At 70.2% G+C, this 18,413-nt stretch carries 16 protein-coding genes; 15 read left to right on the top strand and 1 reads right to left on the bottom strand.

Annotation, left to right across the window (positions count from 1 at the left end; all coding sequences use genetic code 11):
* The first annotated feature begins 7 nt into the window (after nt 1–7).
* Nucleotides 8–436: an acyl-CoA thioesterase gene (locus F9C12_RS17650; protein ID WP_409183069.1), complete on the top strand. Its 429-nt coding sequence runs from the start codon at nt 8–10 to the stop codon at nt 434–436.
* 66 nt (nt 437–502) lie between these two features.
* On the opposite strand, the gene F9C12_RS17645 is transcribed toward F9C12_RS17650, so the two are convergent.
* Complete coding sequence (locus tag F9C12_RS17645; protein ID WP_409183068.1) at nt 503–1,054, bottom strand: TetR/AcrR family transcriptional regulator; 552 nt, start codon at nt 1,052–1,054, stop codon at nt 503–505.
* A 246-nt stretch (nt 1,055–1,300) separates the two neighbouring features.
* Between F9C12_RS17645 and F9C12_RS17640 the strand changes: the two genes are divergently transcribed.
* The 14 genes from F9C12_RS17640 (at nt 1,301) to F9C12_RS17575 (ending at nt 18,356) form a co-directional block, all read left to right on the top strand.
* Entirely contained in the window at nt 1,301–1,753 is a 453-nt protein-coding gene (locus F9C12_RS17640) for a (2Fe-2S)-binding protein (RefSeq protein WP_037712534.1), read from the top strand.
* Nucleotides 1,740–2,702, top strand: a complete 963-nt coding sequence (locus F9C12_RS17635; RefSeq protein ID WP_409466625.1) for an FAD binding domain-containing protein — start codon at nt 1,740–1,742, stop codon at nt 2,700–2,702. The genes F9C12_RS17640 and F9C12_RS17635 overlap by 14 nt, the downstream gene beginning before the upstream one ends.
* Nucleotides 2,699–4,870: a xanthine dehydrogenase family protein molybdopterin-binding subunit gene (locus F9C12_RS17630; protein WP_409183066.1), complete on the top strand. Its 2,172-nt coding sequence runs from the start codon at nt 2,699–2,701 to the stop codon at nt 4,868–4,870. Before F9C12_RS17635 ends, F9C12_RS17630 begins: the two co-directional genes overlap by 4 nt.
* A 1,070-nt stretch (nt 4,871–5,940) precedes the next feature.
* Nucleotides 5,941–8,787: a helix-turn-helix transcriptional regulator gene (locus F9C12_RS17625; protein WP_409466624.1), complete on the top strand. Its 2,847-nt coding sequence runs from the start codon at nt 5,941–5,943 to the stop codon at nt 8,785–8,787.
* Between the two features lie 120 nt (nt 8,788–8,907).
* Nucleotides 8,908–10,359, top strand: a complete 1,452-nt coding sequence (locus F9C12_RS17620; protein WP_409466623.1) for a DUF4157 domain-containing protein — start codon at nt 8,908–8,910, stop codon at nt 10,357–10,359.
* A 73-nt stretch (nt 10,360–10,432) separates the two neighbouring features.
* Nucleotides 10,433–11,185 carry a BTAD domain-containing putative transcriptional regulator gene (locus F9C12_RS17615; RefSeq protein ID WP_409466622.1) on the top strand — a complete coding sequence of 251 codons (753 nt, stop codon included), beginning with the start codon at nt 10,433–10,435 and terminating at the stop codon, nt 11,183–11,185.
* A 44-nt stretch (nt 11,186–11,229) separates the two neighbouring features.
* Nucleotides 11,230–11,445, top strand: coding sequence for a hypothetical protein (locus F9C12_RS17610; protein WP_409183062.1), 216 nt, complete (start codon nt 11,230–11,232; stop codon nt 11,443–11,445).
* Between the two features lie 55 nt (nt 11,446–11,500).
* The gene (locus F9C12_RS17605; RefSeq protein ID WP_409466621.1) at nt 11,501–13,147 is read left to right on the top strand and encodes a phage tail sheath family protein; all 1,647 of its coding nucleotides are present in this window, start codon (nt 11,501–11,503) and stop codon (nt 13,145–13,147) included.
* 15 nt (nt 13,148–13,162) lie between these two features.
* Entirely contained in the window at nt 13,163–13,684 is a 522-nt protein-coding gene (locus tag F9C12_RS17600) for a phage tail protein (RefSeq protein ID WP_409183060.1), read from the top strand.
* Nucleotides 13,684–14,355, top strand: a complete 672-nt coding sequence (locus F9C12_RS17595; protein WP_409466620.1) for a hypothetical protein — start codon at nt 13,684–13,686, stop codon at nt 14,353–14,355. Before F9C12_RS17600 ends, F9C12_RS17595 begins: the two co-directional genes overlap by 1 nt.
* The gene (locus F9C12_RS17590; protein WP_409466619.1) at nt 14,352–15,083 is read left to right on the top strand and encodes a hypothetical protein; all 732 of its coding nucleotides are present in this window, start codon (nt 14,352–14,354) and stop codon (nt 15,081–15,083) included. Before F9C12_RS17595 ends, F9C12_RS17590 begins: the two co-directional genes overlap by 4 nt.
* Nucleotides 15,080–16,315, top strand: a complete 1,236-nt coding sequence (locus tag F9C12_RS17585) for a DUF4255 domain-containing protein (RefSeq protein ID WP_409466618.1) — start codon at nt 15,080–15,082, stop codon at nt 16,313–16,315. Before F9C12_RS17590 ends, F9C12_RS17585 begins: the two co-directional genes overlap by 4 nt.
* A complete protein-coding gene (locus F9C12_RS17580; RefSeq protein ID WP_409466617.1) occupies nt 16,312–18,129 on the top strand; it encodes an ATP-binding protein in 1,818 nt (605 codons plus the stop codon). Before F9C12_RS17585 ends, F9C12_RS17580 begins: the two co-directional genes overlap by 4 nt.
* Nucleotides 18,126–18,356 (top strand): hypothetical protein, encoded by a 231-nt coding sequence (locus tag F9C12_RS17575; RefSeq protein ID WP_409466616.1) that lies wholly within the window; start codon nt 18,126–18,128, stop codon nt 18,354–18,356. The genes F9C12_RS17580 and F9C12_RS17575 overlap by 4 nt, the downstream gene beginning before the upstream one ends.
* Nucleotides 18,357–18,413 lie beyond the last annotated feature (57 nt).

The raw sequence follows: 18,413 nt of genomic DNA, 5'->3' as shown, positions 1-18,413 counted from the left end.
GGACGTCGTGACCGACCGCGAACCGTTCCGCACCCGGATCAAGGTGCGCCACTACGAACTCGACACGCTGGGCCACCTGAACCACGCCGTGTACCACTCGTACGGCGAGGTCGCGCGGCTGGAAGTCTTCGAGGCGGCGGGCGGCGACGCCCTGCACGAATCGCGGCTGGCGCCGGTGCTGCTCGAATCGAACATCGTCTACCGGCGGGAACTGCGCGCGGGCGACGTGGTGGACGTGACCTGCGACGCCTCGTTCGGCGACGGCAAGGTGTTCTGGATGACCTCGCGCATCCTCAAACTGGACGGAACGCTGTCCGCCGAGATCAAGTGCACGCTCGGGCTGATGGATCTGGACAAGCGCAAGCTGGTGCCGGATCCGAGGGGGCATTTCGAGCGGGCGGGGATCGACCTGAAGGTGTTGTCCACTTCGGAGTGACCGCGGTTCGCCGTGTCCAGTGCCGAAACCCCTTGCCTGCAAACCCTTGCCCCGGCGGGAAACCGGTCAGTCCATCCGCATCCCGTGCCACACCAGGTCCACCACCCCCTCCGTCTCGGTCTTCCAATCCCCTTGCGGGCTCAGGAAAAACAGCCCGCCAAGGCCGCGCATCAGCGTTTCCGTCTTCAGGTCCGGGCGGATCGTGCCCGCTTCCGCGTTCGCCTTGCGCAGGGTGTCCAGCGCGTCGAGCATCCGGGCGTACGCCTGGGTGGGCAGTTCGCTCTGCGACGCGCGCAACGCGTTGGCCAGCCCGCGTTTCGTCATCATGTAGTGCGCCAGGTGGTCCACGATCCAGACGCGCAACGCCTGATCGGGGGAATGGTTGGCGAGCAATTCGGGCACGATCTCGACGAGCTGGTTCACCTCGCGTTCGTAGACGGCCAGCACCAGCGACTCCGGCGTCGGGAAGTGCCGGTACACCGTGCCGACGCCGACGCCCGCTTCCTTGGCGACCGCGTTGAACGACACTTCTCCCGCGCGGCTCACGGTTTCCGCCGCCACCGCCAGGATCCGTTCGTGGTTGCGCCGGGTGTCCGCCCGCCGCGGGCTCACCGGCATCGCGCCTCCCGCGTTGCTTCGCCTGACCTGACTTGATTTGACCTGACCTGGAGCCGCTCCAGCACGACCTGGAGTAGCTCCACTTCGTTGCGTAGCGGATTCTAATCCGCTAGCCTCGGTCAAAGCGAGCCAAGCGGATGAATATCCGGTTTACCCCGGCGGCTCGTGTTCCCGAAGGGCCGTCACCACCACCATCACGCCGCAGGACGTCCGCCGCGGACGGACTGCGGGAAAGCGAACCCTACTGTGGACATTTCCCTTGAAGTCAATGGAAGAACCGAGCAGCTCGGCGTCGAGCCGGGAGTGACCCTCCTGGACGCGCTGCGCGAGCGGCTCGGCATCACCGGCCCGAAGAAGGGCTGCGACCGCGGGCAGTGCGGAGCCTGCACCGTGCACGTCGACGGCAAGCCGGTGCTGTCCTGCCTCACGCTCGCCGCCGCCGTGCGCGGTCCCGTCACCACCGTCGAAGGACTGTCCACTGAGGACGAGCTGCACCCGGTGCAGCAGGCGTTCGTGGACCAGGACGCGCTGCAGTGCGGGTTCTGCACGTCCGGCCAGGTGATGTCGGCGGTCGCCGCGGTGCGCGACGACGTGTCCGACGTCCGCGAGTTCATGTCCGGCAATCTGTGCCGGTGTTCGGCGTACCCGAACATCGTGCGCGCCGTGGAGCAGGCGAGGCAGGCCGATGCGACCGTTTGAGCTGACCGCGCCCGCCACCCTCGAGGACGCGCTGGGCAGCGCGGGCACCTACCTCGCCGGCGGCACCACCCTCGTCGACCTGATGAAGCTCGACGTCCTCACCCCGCAGAAGGTGCTGGACATCAACGATCTGCCGCTGCGGGGCATCGACACCGCCGAAGGCCTGCGGTTCGGCGCGCTGGAGCGGATGGGCGACATCGCCGCGCATCCCGGCGTGTACCCGGCGATCTCGCGCGCGCTGCTGCTGAGCGCGTCGCAGCAGCTGCGGAACATGGCGAGCATCGGCGGAAACCTGATGCAGCGCACGCGATGCTCGTACTTCCGCGATGTCGCGATGCCGTGCAACCGGCGTTCGCCGGGCAGCGGCTGTTCGGCGATTGCCGGCGTCAACCGGATGCACGCGATCTTCGGCACCAGCGATTCGTGCGTGGCCACGCATGCCAGCGACGTCGCGGTCGCGCTGGTCGCGCTCGACGCGGAGGTCGTGCTGGCTAGCGCCGAGGGCACCCGGACGGTCGCGCTGACCGACTTCTACCGGCAGCCCGGCGACACCCCGGAAATCGAGCACGACCTGCGTCCCGGCGAGCTGATCACCGAGGTGCGCGTGCCGCGGCTCGACTGGGCGGAGAACTCGACGTACGTCAAGATCCGCGACCGGCAGTCGTACGAGTTCGCGCTGTGCTCGGCGGCGGTCGCGCTCGACGTGCGCGACGGGAAGATCGCCGACGCCCGCGTGGCGGCAGGCGGAGTCGGGACGGTGCCGTGGCGGCTGCCCGCCGTGGAAGAGGCGCTGCGCGGCGCGGAGCTGACCGAAGACGCCTTCGCCGCGGCCGCCGCGGTGGCCGTGGAGGGAGCGAAGCCGTTGTCGGGCAACGTGTTCAAACCTTCGCTGCTGAAGCGGACGATCGTCCGCGCGCTGCTCGAACTGACCGAAGGGAGCCGGGCATGAACGCGCGGCTGGACGCTCCGCGGAAGGTGACCGGCCAGGCCGATTACGCGCTGGACCGCACGTTCCCCGGCATGCTGTACGGGTACCTCGTGCTCAGCACGATCGCGCACGGCGAGATCACCGCGATGGACGTGACCGCGGCGAAGAGCGCGCCCGGGGTGGTGCAGGTCTACAGCCCGTTCGACCCGCTCGAGCTGCACCCGTTCAAATCGCAGCTGATGGGCGACGTGTGGTTGCCGCTGCACGACCGGGACGTGGTGTTCTACGGGCAGCCGATCGGCCTGGTCGTCGCGGAGACCTTCGAACAGGCGCGGGACGCGGCCGGGCTGATCGAGGTGTCCTATCTGGAAAAGCCCGCGCTGACGTCGATGGAGGACGGGCTCGCGACCGCGGAGGACGCCCCGGAGAGCCGGGGCAGCGAGCCGTCGATCGAGGTGCTCGCCGACGGCGTCGAGTCCATTGCGGACGCGTTGGCGCAGAGTCCCGTGGTCGTTTCGGAGACCTATCGCACCGCGACGCAGAACCACGCGGCGATGGAACCGCATTCGGCGGTCGCGAAGTGGGACGGCGGCGAACTCACGCTCTACAGCGGAAACCAGGCCAGTTACCTGCAGGCGATGGAAATGGCCGGGGTGCTGGGCATCGAGCCGTCGGCCGTGCACGCGGTGAACCCGTATGTGGGCGGGGCGTTCGGCGGCAAGGCGGGCACCTCGGCTCCGGCGATGCTGGCCGCGGCCGCCGCCAAGGCGCTCGGCCGTCCGGTGAAGTGCGCGCTCACCCGCGAACAGGTGTTCACCGCGACGGCGAACCGGCCGGCCACGGTGCAGAAGATCGCCTTGGGCGCGGACCGCGACGGCACGCTGATCGCCGTGCAGCACGATTCCTGGTCGGCCACGTCGATGAGCCGGTCCTTTGTGGAGCCGACGTCGCACGGCACCTCGCGCGAGTGGTACGCGACGCAGAACCTGTCGATCAGCCAGAAAATGGTGCCGCTGCACATTCCGCCGGGCACGTTCATGCGCGCGCCCGGGGAGGCGTCGGGGTCGTTCGCGCTCGAAAGCGCCATCGACGAACTCGCGATCGCGCTCGAGATGGACCCGATCGAACTGCGCAAGCGCAACAGTTCGCTCGCTCCTCCCGGCGTCGATCTGCAGTGGTCGAGCAAGCATCTCGACGAGTGCTACGAGATCGGGGCGCAGCGGTTCGGCTGGGCGAACCGGTCGCCGCGCGGGCACGTCGACGGGGACTGGCTCGTCGGCATGGGCACCGCGACCGCGATGTTCCCCGGGCTGCGCTTCCCGGCGACGGTCGAGATCAAGCTCAACGCGGACGGGACCGCGGACGTGTCCACCGGCGGGGCCGACCCGGGCACCGGGCTGCTCACCGTGCTGGCCACGATCGGGGCCGAATCCCTCGACATCGACCCGGACCGCGTCACCCCGCACCTGGGCGACTCCCGGTTCGCGCCGGGCGGCATGTCCGGCGGCTCGACGGCGACGGCGAGCACCGGCACCGCGATCATGCTCGCGGCCACCGAACTGCTCGACGAACTGGTGGCGCTCGCCGCCGAACCGGGCGCGCCGTTCGAGGGCGAGGTCGTCACGTACGCGGAAGGGCTGCTGCACGGCAACCGCGGCACCATGCCGTTCGGCGAACTGCTGCGTGCGCTCGGCCGGGAATCCTTGTCCGCCAAGGGTTCCTCCGCGCCCGGCGAGGAGATGACGAAGCACTCGTTCAGCTCGTTCGGCGCGCAGTTCTGCGAGGTCCGGGTGCACCGGCTGACCCGCGAGGTCCGGGTGTCGAGGATGCTGGGCGTCTTCGACGGCGGCCGGATCATCAACCCGACGCAGGCCCGGAGCCAGCTGTCCGGCGGCATGATCTGGGGCGTGTCCGCGGCTCTGCACGAGGGGCTGGAGGTGGAGCCGAACGGACGCCCCGCGAACGCGGACTTCGCGAGCTACCTGCTGCCGGTCAACGCCGACATCCCGGAGATCGACGTCCAGTTCGTGGAGTACCCGGACACGCTGCACAACGCGGTCGGAGCCCGCGGAGTCGGCGAGATCGGCGCGGTGGGCATGGCGGCCGCGGTGGCGAACGCGGTGTGCAACGCGACCGGGATCCGGGTGCGGAGCATTCCGATCATGATCGAGGATCTGCTGGTGGAGTGACCTGGCGGGGGCGTCCGGGGCGGACGCCCCCTAGCCGGGGTTGCTCGGCTGGGCTGCCGGGTCGTGGCGAGGGGGAGCGCTCGGCGGGTTGGGCCGTTGACGGGCGCGCTTGAGGCTGTCTCGCGGCGGCGGTGCCGGGATGCGGGCTTGGCGGTTCTGCGGCGGGCGGGCTGGCGGTGCGGGAAGGGTGCGTTGGCGTCTCGGCGCGGCGTCTGCCGGTTGGTCTGCGGTGGGCGGCGGTGCGAGGGAGTTAGCCAGCGTGGGGCTGGGTTGGCGGGCGCTGGTAGGGCTGTGGCGGGGCGGGCAGTGCGGGCGAGCGCTCGTGAGTGCGCGTTTGTCTCGGTGCGGTGGCTGGTGGGTGTGGGCCGGGTGGTTGGTGGCGGGCTAGCCGGTGCGCGTTGTTGCGGCGTGGCGGGTCGGCGGGCGTTGGTGGGGCAGGCAGCGCGGGCGAGTGCTCGCGAGTGCGCGTTTGTCTCGGCGCGGCGGCGGTTGGGGTGCGCCGGGTGGTTGGCTAGCCGGTGCGCGTTGTTTCGGCGTGGCTAGTTGGCGTGCGCTGGTGGGTCGGTGGCGGGGCAGGCAGCGCGGGCGAGCGCTCGTGAGTGCGCGGCTGTCTCGGTGCGGTGGCTGGTTGGTGTGGGCCGGGTGGTTGGTGGCGGGTTAGCCGGTGCGTTGTGTCGGCGTGGCTGGTGGGTCGGCGGCGGTACAGGCAGCGCGGGGGAGTGCGCGCCGTTTCCCGGTTCAGCCCCAGCTGAGCGGATCCGCCGCGCTGGAGGGCGGCCAGCACTCGCCTCGTACGCCCTCGCCGAGTCCGGTGCAGTCGAACCGGCACCCCGAACGGGCGTGGTTTTGCCATGGCCCGAACTGCTCCGCGGCCCCATTCACCCCCTTTGCTCGCCTCCGGAGAATTGTCCTCAGCTGTGCGGGCGACGCCTGGCCCGAGTGGTGCGGGATGCGTCCTCCGCAGGTCAGCGGCCAGATTCTGGTCGCCATTTCCCTCTGCGAGAAATTCGCTGGTGCCTCCGTCCCCGGGAGGTATGGTTTCGTGGGCACTTGTTCGGGGAGGCTGGCGAATGGACGCAGCACCGGCCGGGAGTGCGGACCTGCCGCGAAGAGGCGGGGTCGGCTCGTATCGAGGATCCGAACCGGGCGTTCCGCTGATCGGCCGGGACGCCGAATTCGCTGTGCTGGCAGGGGCGATTGACGCCGCGGGGGGTGGGCGCGGGGGTGTAGTGCTGGTGCGCGGGCAGCCGGGGATCGGCAAGTCCCGGCTGGCCGCCGAGGCGATCGGGGCGGCTCGGGGCAAGGGATTCGCCATTGTCGAGGGGCGGGCGGACCCGTTGTTGTCGGGCCTTTCGTACGCGCCCATCGTCCAGGCTTTCCGCGGCCATCTGAGTGAATCCGCCGGATTATCTCCGGAGCCCGGTAATCTCGGCGCATTGTTCCCCGATCTGCGTCCGGTTTCGCCTGAAGCCGGGGATCCGGGACTGCAGCGCACCCGGATGTGCGAAGCGGTGCTCGCGGCGACCCGGCAGCTCACTGCCCGCGGTCCGGTGCTGCTCGTGGTCGACGACCTGCATTGCGCTGATCGGGGGACCATCGAACTGCTGCACTACCTCGGGCGCAACGCGGAGGAACTGCCGCTGCTCGTGATCGGCTGTTTCCGTTCCGGCGTGGACAACGAGGCGCTTGACGCGATGGCGGAGGCGACCCGGCGGCATCCGGCGGGGCAGCTGCTCGAACTCGCCCCGCTCACCGACCAGGCGGTGCGCGATCTGGTGCAGCACGTCCTCGGCACGCCGCCGCCGCTCGCGTTGCTGCGTGCGGTCACGTCGCGGGCGTCGGGGGTCGCGTTGTTCGTCGTCGCGCTCACCCGGCATCTCGCCGCCAGCCGGATGTGCGGGCCGTTGCCCGAGGTGATCCGGGACGTGGTGCGGGAGCAGATCGGCCGGCTCGGCGAGGTGGACCGGCGGCTGCTGGAGGTGGTCGCGGTCGCCGGGACGCACGGTCGTCCGGAGGTGCTGGCCGACGTGTCGGGAATGAGCCTGCCCGAACTGCACGCGACGTTGCGGCGGCTGGTGGGGCGGCGGCTGGTCGTCGAGCAGCAGTCGGCGGTCGAGCCGCTTTACCAAGTGGCGCATCCTCTTTACGCCGAGGCGGTTTATCACGAACTTCTGCTCGCCGAGCGCAGGGCGCTGCACGCGGCGATCGGGGCGGCGCTGCACCGCGCCGACCGCACCGTCGCGGCCGCCCCGCACTACGCGGCTGGCGGCGACAGCGTGCCGGTGGACCGGGCGATCGAGGCGTTCAGCGCGGCGGGCGCCCGGGCGCTGACCGTCGGGGATTTGGACGAAGCCGCCGAGTATCTCGCCGCCGCGCTCCGACGGGCGCGGGATGCGCGTCCGGACGCGGTGCCGGCGTTGCTTGTCGATTTAGCGAGATTGCAACAGGGCCGTGGCCGGCTGGACGAGGCCGCCGAACTGTTGCAGGACGCGGTCGCGCTCAGCGAACGGCGCGGGCAGGACACCGAGCGGCGGCGGGCGTGGCGGCATCTTCAGGCGTTGCTCGAGGTCGAGCGCGGGAACCTGCCCGCGGCGGTCGGGCTGGCCCGGGCCAGCGGCCGGCGTCCGGACACGGATCCGCCGACGCGGTTGCTGGTCCACTGGATCATCGCGCTGCGGCACGGCGATTTCCCGGAACTGGCGGTGATTTCGCAGGAACTCGTCGCGCTTCCGTCCACAAGCGACACTCCGGCGGCGCATTCGGTCGCGCATCTCGGGGCCGGTGCGCTGGCGGCGTTGGCGGGCGACGTCGAAACGGCGGTCGTGGAATTGCGCAGTGCGCTGGAGCTGGCATTGCGCTGCGGCGACGAAGGGCCGCGGCTCGCGTTCGCGCCGCGGATGATGCTCAACGGTTTGTCGACCCTGCGCGGGGACCTCGTCACGGCGATCCGGGTCGCGGACATCAGCACCACCCCGGCGGTCCGGCAGTGGCTTCCGTCTGCCACGTGCTACCTGCAGACCATGCTCGCCACCACGCGCTACTTCGCCGGCGATCTGCGCACCGCACTGTCTGAAATGGACAGCGCGGTCGCCGAGGCGCGCCGGGTCGGGCAGGACCGGCTGATGGGGCGAACGCTCGCCGGGCGGGCTTTCGTCCGCGCCGAACGCGGGCACCTCGACGAGGCGGCGGCGGACCTGGCCGACGCGCGCCGGCATTACGACCCTTCGCAGATCGACATGCTGGACGCGTTCGATCTGGCGGCGACGGCCTTGGCGGTGCGGCGCGGGGTAGCGGCGCAGGCCCCGGCACTGACCGACACGCTGCCGTTCGGCGACACGCAACTGAACTGCCTTCGGGTTTCCTTCGCCGGATACGCCGCGGTGCAGCGGGGAGATCTGGCCGAAGCGGACCGGGTGGTCGGCCTGCTCCGCGCGGCGGGCACCAACGCGCCGGTGCTGCACGCGCTCGCCGACCGGCAGCAGGGATTCGCCGACGCGGCCCGGGGGAACGCGCCGGAGGCGGTCGACCGGCTGCGTGGTTCGGCGACCGTGCTGCGCGGCTTCGGGATGAACCTGCTTGCCGCGCAAGCGGAAGTGGAACTGGCCGAGCTGCTGGACCCGCCGGAGGCGGAGGTGGTGACGTCCGCGGCGACGGCGGCGTTCACCGCGGCGGGGAGCACGCCCTGGCCGGAGCGCATCGTCAAGCGAGGGCATTCGGTGCAGCGGTCCGGGCCGCTCACCCGGCGGGAATCGGAGATCGCCGTGCTCGTCGGCAAGGGGCTGTCGAACGCGGACATCGCGTCGGCGCTGTTCCTCAGCGAGCGGACGGTGGAGACGCATTTGCGCAACGTCTATCGCAAGCTCGGGTTCACCTCCCGGGTGCGGCTGGCGCACTGGGTGCAAGACCGCGCGCGGTAACGCCAAAAAAGGAATATGCCGAAATGCGCCGCTGCCGAGGAGAGAAGCCGAGACGGTGACGTCGCGGTGACGGATTCCGCTGACACTGCCCCAGTGGTCCAGTGATCGGGAGGGTCCTCGATGGAGCAGCACGTCCGGGTGCCCGCGCCGGGACCGGCCGCACCCGAACCCGTGGCGAGGCCGGGCGGAAATCCTCTCGAACCGGACATTCGACACTTCATGGAGCGCCGCTTCGGCCAGGACTTCAGCCAGGTGCGGGTGTATTCGGACCGGAGCGCGGCCGAGTCGGCGGCCTGGCTGGGCGCGAAGGCTTACACGGTGGGCGAGCGCATCGTCTTCGGTACTGGGGAATACCGTCCGGAGACGACCTCGGGCAGGCGGTCTCTCGCGCACGAGCTGGCGCACGTCGTCCAGCAGCGCCGGGGCGGCGGACCCGCCGCGGGGCACGCGCTCGAACGGGCGGCGGACGGAGCGGCGGACGCGGTCGTCGGCGGCGGGCCGGTAACGGTCTCCGGAGCCAGCGCGCCCGGTCTCGCCCGGCAGGCCGAGCCCGACGCCCGGGTGGTGGTCACGAACCTCCGCGGCAACCGGATTTTCGGAGCCGCGCGCACCGCGGTCTCTCTACTGTCCGCGCCGCTGAGGTTGCTGGGGTGGGCGATCACCGGCGCGGCGGTCGGGATGCGGGCCTCCGGCAATGCCGGTGCGGTAGTGGGGGCGGGGGCCGGGCAGGACACGATGGTGTTCGTGAACCTCGAGTCCGGCGAGGTGACCACCGACGTCATCGGCTACGCCGAACTCGGGGTCGGCGTGACCGCGGGCGGCAGTGAAGCGATCGTCCTGGCGCTCCGTCTCGGTCCGGCCGGCCGGGCGGGAAATGTGTCCGGGGCGTACGCGGGCGGGAGCGTGAACGTCGCGGCGAAACTGCTCGCCGGGGTCGGATTTTCAGTCAGTACTGGGCTTTTCTCGGGGGAGGAAGGCTGGGTGGCGGCCGCGTTCAGCCTCGGCGCCGAGGCGGGTGCGCGAGCGTCGGGGAGTTACGGCGTGAGCGTGACGGACACGGTGGCCCCGGCGATCGCGGCGTGGACGCAACGGGTCGCGGCCGGGCTGGCGTCGGGAGTGCAGACGGCGGGCGCGATCGGACAGGGCGTCAGCAGCGTGGTGGCGCAGATGTTCGGCAGCGTGCTCGGCATTCTCGACCCGGCCAACTGGAACCTCACCGGGTACACGCCGGCGGAGCAGCAGGCGTGGCGCGAATTCGGCGGCTATCTGTCCCGGGTCATCACCAGCACGACCCTCGACCGGTTCCTCGCCGGGGAAGCTCAGGGGGTGCCGGTGTCGCGGCGGATCGCGTCGATCGGGGATGTCGGAATATTCATCCGGGTCTCGGAGGCCATCAACGCGCGGTACCGCCGAATGGCTGGCGGCGCGTTGCGGCCGGGTGACGAAATCTGGCCGGCGAGCGTGTTCACCGAGCGCACGTATCTCCAGTTCCTTGCTTTCCTGCGGGATCAGCGGCTGCTGGCCGGGGCCGGTCCGGGAGGTTCGTTCGCGCCGGTGCGGGAGCGGCCGTGAGCGAAGTTACGTGGTAGCACGGATGGCGCGGCGACGGGCCGGTCACGATCATCGGAAGACGAGGATCGAGGGGGTGTCGGTTCGGATGGTCGGTTCGCGGATCAAGACGTACGAATCGGGAGAGGGAACTGGAACGGCGGCAGTGCTCGTGGTGCAGACCTTGCCGTCCTTCGCGGTGGACGGCGCGGCCGGCGCGCGGCCGCTTTCCCGCGCGGCGCAACGGTTGGTGACTTATCTGGCGCTGCGCGACCGGCCCGTGCTGCGAGCTGAGGTCGCGCACGCGTTGTGGGCGGATTCGTCGGAGGAACACGGTGCGGCGAGCCTCCGCACCACGTTGTGGCGGATCGGCCGGGTGCATCGGGATTTGGTGCAGGCGACCGGGGAACGGCTGGCGCTCGCCGATACCGCGGCCGTCGACGTGCAGGCCGCGTCGAATCTGGCGCGGTCGCTCGCGTCCGCGGCCGCGGAGCTTCCCGGCGACAGCGTGCCGGTGATCGGCTTGCTGTCGACCGATCTGCTGCCGGACTGGTACGACGACTGGCTGTTCGTTTTCCGCGAGCGGTGGCGGCAACTTCGGTTGCACGCACTGGAATGCCTGGCCGGACGGCTCGGCGAAGCGGGCCGGTTTTCCGAGGCGATCGACGCCGCGCTCACCGCGGTCGACGCCGAACCGTTGCGGGAGAGCGCGCATCGGTGCCTGATCCGGGTGCACCTTCTCGAAGGGAATCGCGGCGAAGCGGTGCGGGCTTACCGGGCCTTGGCGGAGCTGCTGCACACCGAACTCGGCGTGCGGCCCAGCCCCAGCGTACGGGCTCTGCTCGCCTGAGCGAAGTGACGGTGCGGTGACGGGGAACCGTTGTACTGCACCACATGGCAGGTGCGGACCCGGAGCGAATCGCGCTGCACGTCCTTCGGGCGTGGTGCACGTCCGACGGACAGCTGCGGGTCCGCGTCACGACTACCGCGGACGTGCGCGCCGACGCGACCGCGTCGGAGGTTTTCACGAGCCGCGAACAAGTTCTCGCGTCCGTGGACCGCTGGCTGAGCCGGATCGGCGCGCCGGACGGCGACGTGACGCCGCGGTGACGGAACCAGAGCACGCTCACGACCACGGCCGAGCAAGCCGCGGAGGGAGACGGCCATGCCCATCACGCCCACTTTCCCGGGTGTCTACATCGACGAGCTGCCCAGCGCGGTTCGGACCATCACCGGGGTGCCCACCTCGGTCGCGGCTTTCGTCGGCACCGCCTCGCGCGGCGTGCCGGACGTGGCGGTCCACATCACGAGCTGGGAGGACTACGAACAGCAATTCGGCGGCCTCGATCCGGCGAGCGACCTCAGCTACGCGGTCTGGCAGTTCTACCAGAACGGCGGCAGCGAGGCCGAAATCGTGCGGGTGACCGGCACCGCGCCGCCGAAGACGCCGGACGCCCAGCCGGACGCTCAACCGGACGCCGAGCCGGAGGCCGAGGAGCCCAAAAAGCCGGATAAGGCCGTCGCCGCGACGATCGCTTTGCCGGGCGGGCCGACCCTGCACGCGTCCGGCCCGGGGAAATGGGCCAACGGAAAACTGCTGGCGCGCGTCGACTACAACACCGCCGAGGACAAAGACCACAAGCTGTACAACCTGACGATCCGCGACGCGACCACCAACGTCACCGAGCAGTATCTCAACGTCAGCATCGACCAGAATTCCCCGCGCGCGTTGAAGAACGTCCTCGCGTCCTCGACGTTGATCGGCTCGGCTGACGCTCCCGAGAAGCGGCCGTCCGAGCACAGTTCCACGGATCTGGAGGACGGCGCGGACCCGTTCCTGAACAAGGATAAGAAAGGCGTCTGGTACACCGCGGCGGATCAGGGCGACGACGGCCCGAAGCTGAGGCGCGCGGATTATCTGGGCGACCCGGTAAAGCAGTCCGGCCTCTACGCCTTGCTCAAGACCGACATCTTCAACATGCTCTGCCTTCCGGGCGTCCCGGGGCAGATCGGCAATCCGGACAACGTGCTGCAGGAGGCGCTCAAACTCTGCGTGGACCGCCGGGCGATGCTGATCGCGGATCCGGATCCGAAGTGGCAGACCGCGCGGGCGGTCGCCGACGATGTGAAGAAGGACAATTTCGTCCTGAACAACGATTTCGCGCGCAACGCGGCACTCTATTTCCCGCAGGTCAAACTGCCCGATCCGCAACAGGAGAATTTCGTTCGCCCGTTCCCGCCGTGCGGGATGATCGCCGGAACCTGGGCCCGCACGGACGTCCAGCGAGGGGTCTGGAAAGCGCCGGCGGGCACCGAGGCGACGCTGAACGGGATCAGCGGTCTCACCGTCCGGCTCACCGACCTGCAGAACGGCATGCTCAATCCGCTCGGCGTGAACTGCCTGCGCGGCCTGCCTTCGGTCGGGAACGTGATCTGGGGCGCGCGCACGCAGCGCGGCGCGGACGTGCTCGCGAATCAGTGGAAGTACCTGCCGGTGCGGAGGTTGGCGCTCTTCATCGAGGAGAGTCTGTTCCGCGGCACGCAATGGGTGGTGTTCGAACCGAACGACGAACCGTTGTGGTCGTCGATCCGGCTCAACGTCGGCGCGTTCATGAACACGCTGTTCCGGCAGGGCGCTTTCCAGGGGCGCACGCCGAAGGACGCCTATCTCGTGAAATGCGACGCGACGAACAATCCGCAGAACGACATCGACCGCGGCATCGTCAACATCCTGGTCGGGTTCGCCCCGCTGAAGCCCGCCGAGTTCGTGCTCATCCACATCCAGCAGCTCGCCGGCCAGATCCAGGTGTAGCAGGAGGCAGACGTCATGTCCGACAGCAAGACGAAACGGCGCGATCCGTACAAGAATTTCCGCTTCCGGGTCAAGTTCAGTGGCGGCGACTATCTGCTCGGGGTCAGCAAGATCACCGGATTCAAGCGGAGCACTGAGGTGATCAAGCACCGGTCCGGCGGCGATCCGGCGACGAGCGCGAAACTCCCCGGCCGCACCGAATACGACGCGATCACCCTCGAACGCGGCGTGACCGCGGACAAGGCGTTCGCGCAGTGGGCGAACCGCGTGTGGAGTTTCGCCAATTCCGGCCAGGGACTGGAGACCTCGCTCAAGGACTTCCGCCGCGACCTCATCGTCGACGTGTTCGACGAGGGCGGCCAGAAAGTGCTGTCCTATCAGGTTTTCAACTGCTGGGTGTCGGAATGGCAGCCCGTGTCCGATTTGGACGCCAACGCCAACGCGGTCGCCGTGCAGCACATCAAGGTCGAGAACGAGGGGTGGGTCGCCGAGGAGGTCACCGAACCGCAGGACGTGTCCTTCGAAGACCCGGCGTGATGGCCGCGTTCACCGAAGCGAGCCTCCTGGACGTCTGGGAGGCGGCGCACGGGCTGAGCGGGGTGCGGCGGGCGCTCGCGCTGGCTGTCGCCGCGGGCGCGGAACCGGCCGGGGTCGGCGATCTCGCGGTGGGCCGGCGGGACGAGTTCCTGCTGGCCCTGCGGGAGCGGTGTTTCGGGACCGCCTTTCCGTGCCTGGTGGATTGCCCTTCGTGCGGTGCGGAACTCGAGCTGGAACTGTCGAGCCGGGATCTGCGTCCGTCGCAAGTGGACTCTGCGACGGTGCTGGCGGTTGCCGGGTACGAGGTCGAGTTCCGTGCGGTGACGAGCCGGGATGTGCTGGAGGCCACCAGCAGACGAGCGTTGCTCGAACGGTGTGTGGCTGGCGAACTGCCGGAGGCGGTGCTCGCCGCGTTGCCGGAGGCGCTCGCCGCGGCTGATCCGCAGGCCGACGTCCGGATCGAGCTGGACTGTGCGGTGTGCGGTCATCGCTGGGCTTCGCCGTTCGACATCGCGGGTTATCTGTGGACGGAGCTGGAAGCTCGCGCGCGGCGGCTGTTGTACGACGTGCACGCGCTGGCGCTCGCGTATGGCTGGTCGGAGGCCGAAGTGCTGGCGGTGAGCCCGGGACGGCGCCGGCGTTATCTGGAACTCGCGGGGACTGTGGCATGAACGATTTCGTGGACCGGTTGCTGGGCCGGATCGACGCGCCGCCGATTCGGCCGCTGGTGCCGACGTTGTTCGAACCCGCGAGTCCGGTGGGTGCGGAACCTGAGCTGCCGATGGGGACGTTCACCGCAACGGTGCCGAAGCCATTGGCGGCCAAGGAAACCGAGCACGTCCGCGAAATGTCGCTCCGGGAGCGGGTCGAACGCATCCGGGAAACTCCGGGGCTGCGAACGGAATCGGTGGAACACATCCGCGAAGACCCGATGCCGGTGCCGGGCGAACCCGGTATGACGACTCACGAACGTGTTGTCGAGTCTCGGACGCATACCGACCGCGAGTCCGCCGGGTTCAGCTCGGAGCGGGTCGCCGAGTCGTTGCTGGAGCGCGAAGTGCGGACCGAACAGCTGGAGCGGGAGACGGTGCCGCAGCCCGTCCGCGCAGCGGAGGCGCAAGCCTCCCCGGAATTGCCGCCGGGATCGCCGCCGGTTGAGCTGGAACGCGTGGTCGAAACGGTTCGCGCGCATCCAGTCGCACGGCAACGGCCGGATCGGCCACCGCCGCCGCAGCCGATGCTGATCCGGCGGCACAACGCACCGGCGGAGCCTGAGGTGCACATCAGCATCGGCCGGGTCGAGGTCACCGCCCGTCCCGCGCCGACGTCGGCGCCGAAGCCGCAGAAGGAGCGGAAACCGTTGCTGAGCCTGGACGACTACCTCCGGGGGCGGGGATGAGCGACGCCAACGCCATCGAGGCGGTGACCGAGGCGCTGGTTCAGCTGGTCCTCGAAGGCGCCCGCGAGGTCGAAAGCGGCGCGAAGGTCGAAGCGCGGCCGCCGCACGAGACGCCGGGGCCGAGCGGCGATCCGCAGCTGAACCTGTTCCTCTACCAAATCGGCATCGACGAGGCGCTGCGCAACGAGGATCCCGTCGGGTTGCGGCCCGGCGACCACGGCGATCCGCAGCTGCCGCTCGTCCTGCATTACCTGCTGACCGCGTATGTGCCGGGCGGCGCGGACACCATCGCGCACCGGATGCTCGGCGGCGCGCTGCGGACGCTGCACGAGCACCCGCACCTCAGCCGTGCGCGACTCCGGCAGGTGCAGTCGCCCAGCGACGTCTCGGAACAGTCCGAGCTGATCCGGCTCACCTGGCAGTCCTTCGCGGAGAAGGACATCTACTCGCTCTGGTCGGCGTTTCAGACCAGCTACCGGCTCACCGTCGCGTTCGAGGCCGGGCCGGTGCTCATCGACAGCCGCCGCCCGCCGCGGGCGCCGGTTCCGGTGCTGCGCCGGGGAGCGCAAGACCGGGGTCCGGAAGCTGCCGCCAGCGTCGAATCGCCGTTCCCGCAGCTCACCGCGGCGGTGCCGGTCGCGGTCGGCGCCGACGGGCGCGAGCACGAGCAGGCGTCGGTCAAGCTCGGCGGGCGCGTCGTGCTGCGGGGCGCGCATCTCGATCAGGCGACCGAGGTCCGGCTGTCGCATCCGCTGCTGGCCGATCCGGTGTCGATTCCGGTGGTGCCGGGCAACGCGGCCGAGGTCCGGTTCGAGCTGACGGTGCCGCCGCGCGCGTTCCCGGCGGGCCTCTGGTCGGTCGCGCTCGCCTCCGGAACGACGGTCACGAACGAGGTTTCGCTGGCCGTCGCGCCGGAGATCACCAGCCGGATGCCGATGACCGTGCGCCGGCACGGAACCGGCGCGGTAGTCCGGATCGCCTGCCGGCCTCCGGTGCGGACCGGGCAGCCGGTGCTGCTGGTGCTCGGGTCGCGGTCGGTGCTGGAGCGGCGCGCGGTCGCGGCTCAGCCGGAGGATCCGGTGACCGGCGCGGACCTGACCTTCGACGTTCCGGACGCGCCGGTGGGCACCCACCTCGCGCGGCTCCGGATCGGGGGCGTGGACAGCCTGCTGGTCGACCGGACGGGTCCGAAGCCTGCGTTCGACGCCACCCAGACGGTGACCATCACATGACCTGGGAAGCAGCCAACGGGCGTTTCCTCGCCGCGTCGCTGGAGTGGCTGCGGGAGGTGCTGCGGCACCCCGGCGAAGCGAGCCCGACCGACGCCGTCGAGGAAGCCGAGGCAAGCGGTCCGCCGCCCGCGCTGGCGGTGCTGGCGGCGCGGCTCGGGTTGTCCCGGTTCGAACGGGACACCCTGCTGTTGTGCGCGGCGGTCGAGCTGGATCCGTCGATCGCGGGGCTTTGTGCCGAAGCGCACGGCAACGCGCACATGGCGTATCCGACGTTCGGGCTGGCTCTGCGCGTGCTGCCCGATCCGGCGTGGGAAGCCGTGTCGCCGCAAGGAGGTTTGCGGTACTGGCAGCTCGTCGAGGGGGTTTCCGGGCAGGGCGTGGTGTCCGCGCCGCTGCGGGCCGCCGAGCGCGCGGTCGACTACCTCAAGGGGCTCAACAGTCTGGACGACCGGCTGACTCCGCTGGTCAGGCCGCTGGTGCCGGGTGAGTTGTCGGCTTCGCAGCAGCGGGTCGCCGAGGAAGTGGCGAGCCAGTGGGCGCTCGCGGGCCCGGTTCAGCTCACCGGCGCCGTCGAGGCGGCCAAACGACAGGTCACCGCGCATGCCGCGGAGATCTCCGGGCTGGCGGCGTATCGGCTCGAGGCGGCCGCGTTGCCCGCGCAGCCGGTCGAGCTGGATCTCCTGGCTCGGCTGTGGCAGCGGGAGTCCGCTTTGCTGCCGCTGGCGTTGTATCTCGAAGCCGACGAGACGGAGGCAGCCAGCCGGTTTCTCGACCGGATCGCCGGACCGGCGGTGCTGGCCGTGCGGGAAGGCGGGCCGGGGCTCCGGTCGATCGAGGTCCGCCCGCCGACCCCGGCGGAACGCGCGCTGGCGTGGCGGGAGGCGCTCGGGTGCGAGCAGGCGGTGATCGATTCGCTGGCCGCGCAGTTCTCGCTCGACCTGCCGGGGATCGCGGCGGTGGCGGCGGTCGCGGGAGCCGATCCGGAGAAGGTGTGGCAGGAATGCCGGATCCGCACCCGGCCGCGGATGGACGGCCGCGCGCAGCGGCTCGAATCGAGCGCGAGCTGGGACGATCTCGTGCTGCCGGAGCAGTCCCGCCGGTTGCTGGGCGAGATCGCCGACCAGGTCGGGCAGCGCAGGAGGGTGCACGAAACGTGGGGCTTCGGCGACCGCGGGCTCGGCTTGAGCGTGCTGTTCACCGGGCCGAGCGGAACCGGCAAGACGATGGCGGCCGAGGTATTGGCGAACCGGCTGGCGCTGGACCTCTACCGGATCGATCTGTCCACAGTGGTCAGCAAGTACATCGGGGAGACCGAGAAGAACCTGCGGAAGCTGTTCGACGCGGCCGAGGGCGCGATCCTGTTCTTCGACGAGGCGGAATCGCTGTTCGGCAAACGCGGCGAGGTCCGCGACGCGCACGACCGGTACGCCACCATCGAGGTCGACTATCTGCTGCAGCGCATGGAAGCCCATCGCGGGCTGGCGATCCTGGCGACCAACATGCGGTCGACGCTGGATACCGCGTTCCTGCGGCGGCTGCGCTTCGTGGTCGAGTTCGTGTTTCCCGGTCCTGCCGAGCGGAAAACCCTGTGGCAGAAGGCGTTCCCCACGCGGGCTCCCTGCGAAGATCTCGACTTCGACCGGCTGGCGCACCTGCAGACGAGCGGCGCGATGATCCGCAACATCGCGCTCAACGCGGCCTTCCTCGCCGCGGCCGCCGGGTCGCCGATCACGATGGAGACCGTGCTGGCCGCGGCGCGCACCGAGTTCCGGAAGCTCGAACTTCCCGTGCCGGAACGAGATTTCCGCCGGTGATCTCGATCCGGATCGACCGGGTCGTGCTGACCGGGCTGGCTGAGGAGCCCGGTCAGCTCCGCGATGCCGTGCGGGCAGAACTGGCCCGGTTGCTGGCGGAAGAGCCGCCTCGGGGGTGGCGGGCGTCGCGGCGGCGTCGCGTCGTGGTGCCGGAATCGTCGGCGGGAACCCTCGCGGAAGCGATCGCGAGTGCGATTCACCGCGGAATTCGCGAGGTCGCCGGCTGAGCGGTGACGCCTCGGTGACGCGGTCGCGGCACGCTTTGGGCCAACGGGTTCCGCCGT

It is taken from the genome of Amycolatopsis sp. GA6-003 (assembly GCF_046267895.1).
Taxonomy (GTDB): Bacteria; Actinomycetota; Actinomycetes; order Mycobacteriales; family Pseudonocardiaceae; genus Amycolatopsis.
This window is presented reverse-complemented; position numbering and strand designations above follow the sequence as displayed.

What these genes read in the sequence shown, in the direction of transcription:
- F9C12_RS17605 (WP_409466621.1), top strand. Translation starts at nt 11,501, where the DNA reads ATGCCCATCACGCCCACTTTCCCGGGTGTCTACATCGACGAGCTGCCC.
- F9C12_RS17585 (WP_409466618.1), top strand. Translation starts at nt 15,080, where the DNA reads ATGAGCGACGCCAACGCCATCGAGGCGGTGACCGAGGCGCTGGTTCAG.
- F9C12_RS17620 (WP_409466623.1), top strand. Translation starts at nt 8,908, where the DNA reads ATGGAGCAGCACGTCCGGGTGCCCGCGCCGGGACCGGCCGCACCCGAA.
- F9C12_RS17610 (WP_409183062.1), top strand. Translation starts at nt 11,230, where the DNA reads ATGGCAGGTGCGGACCCGGAGCGAATCGCGCTGCACGTCCTTCGGGCG.
- F9C12_RS17595 (WP_409466620.1), top strand. Translation starts at nt 13,684, where the DNA reads ATGGCCGCGTTCACCGAAGCGAGCCTCCTGGACGTCTGGGAGGCGGCG.
- F9C12_RS17580 (WP_409466617.1), top strand. Translation starts at nt 16,312, where the DNA reads ATGACCTGGGAAGCAGCCAACGGGCGTTTCCTCGCCGCGTCGCTGGAG.
- F9C12_RS17645 (WP_409183068.1), bottom strand. Translation starts at nt 1,054, where the DNA reads ATGCCGGTGAGCCCGCGGCGGGCGGACACCCGGCGCAACCACGAACGG.
- F9C12_RS17635 (WP_409466625.1), top strand. Translation starts at nt 1,740, where the DNA reads ATGCGACCGTTTGAGCTGACCGCGCCCGCCACCCTCGAGGACGCGCTG.
- F9C12_RS17600 (WP_409183060.1), top strand. Translation starts at nt 13,163, where the DNA reads ATGTCCGACAGCAAGACGAAACGGCGCGATCCGTACAAGAATTTCCGC.
- F9C12_RS17625 (WP_409466624.1), top strand. Translation starts at nt 5,941, where the DNA reads ATGGACGCAGCACCGGCCGGGAGTGCGGACCTGCCGCGAAGAGGCGGG.
- F9C12_RS17630 (WP_409183066.1), top strand. Translation starts at nt 2,699, where the DNA reads ATGAACGCGCGGCTGGACGCTCCGCGGAAGGTGACCGGCCAGGCCGAT.
- F9C12_RS17590 (WP_409466619.1), top strand. Translation starts at nt 14,352, where the DNA reads ATGAACGATTTCGTGGACCGGTTGCTGGGCCGGATCGACGCGCCGCCG.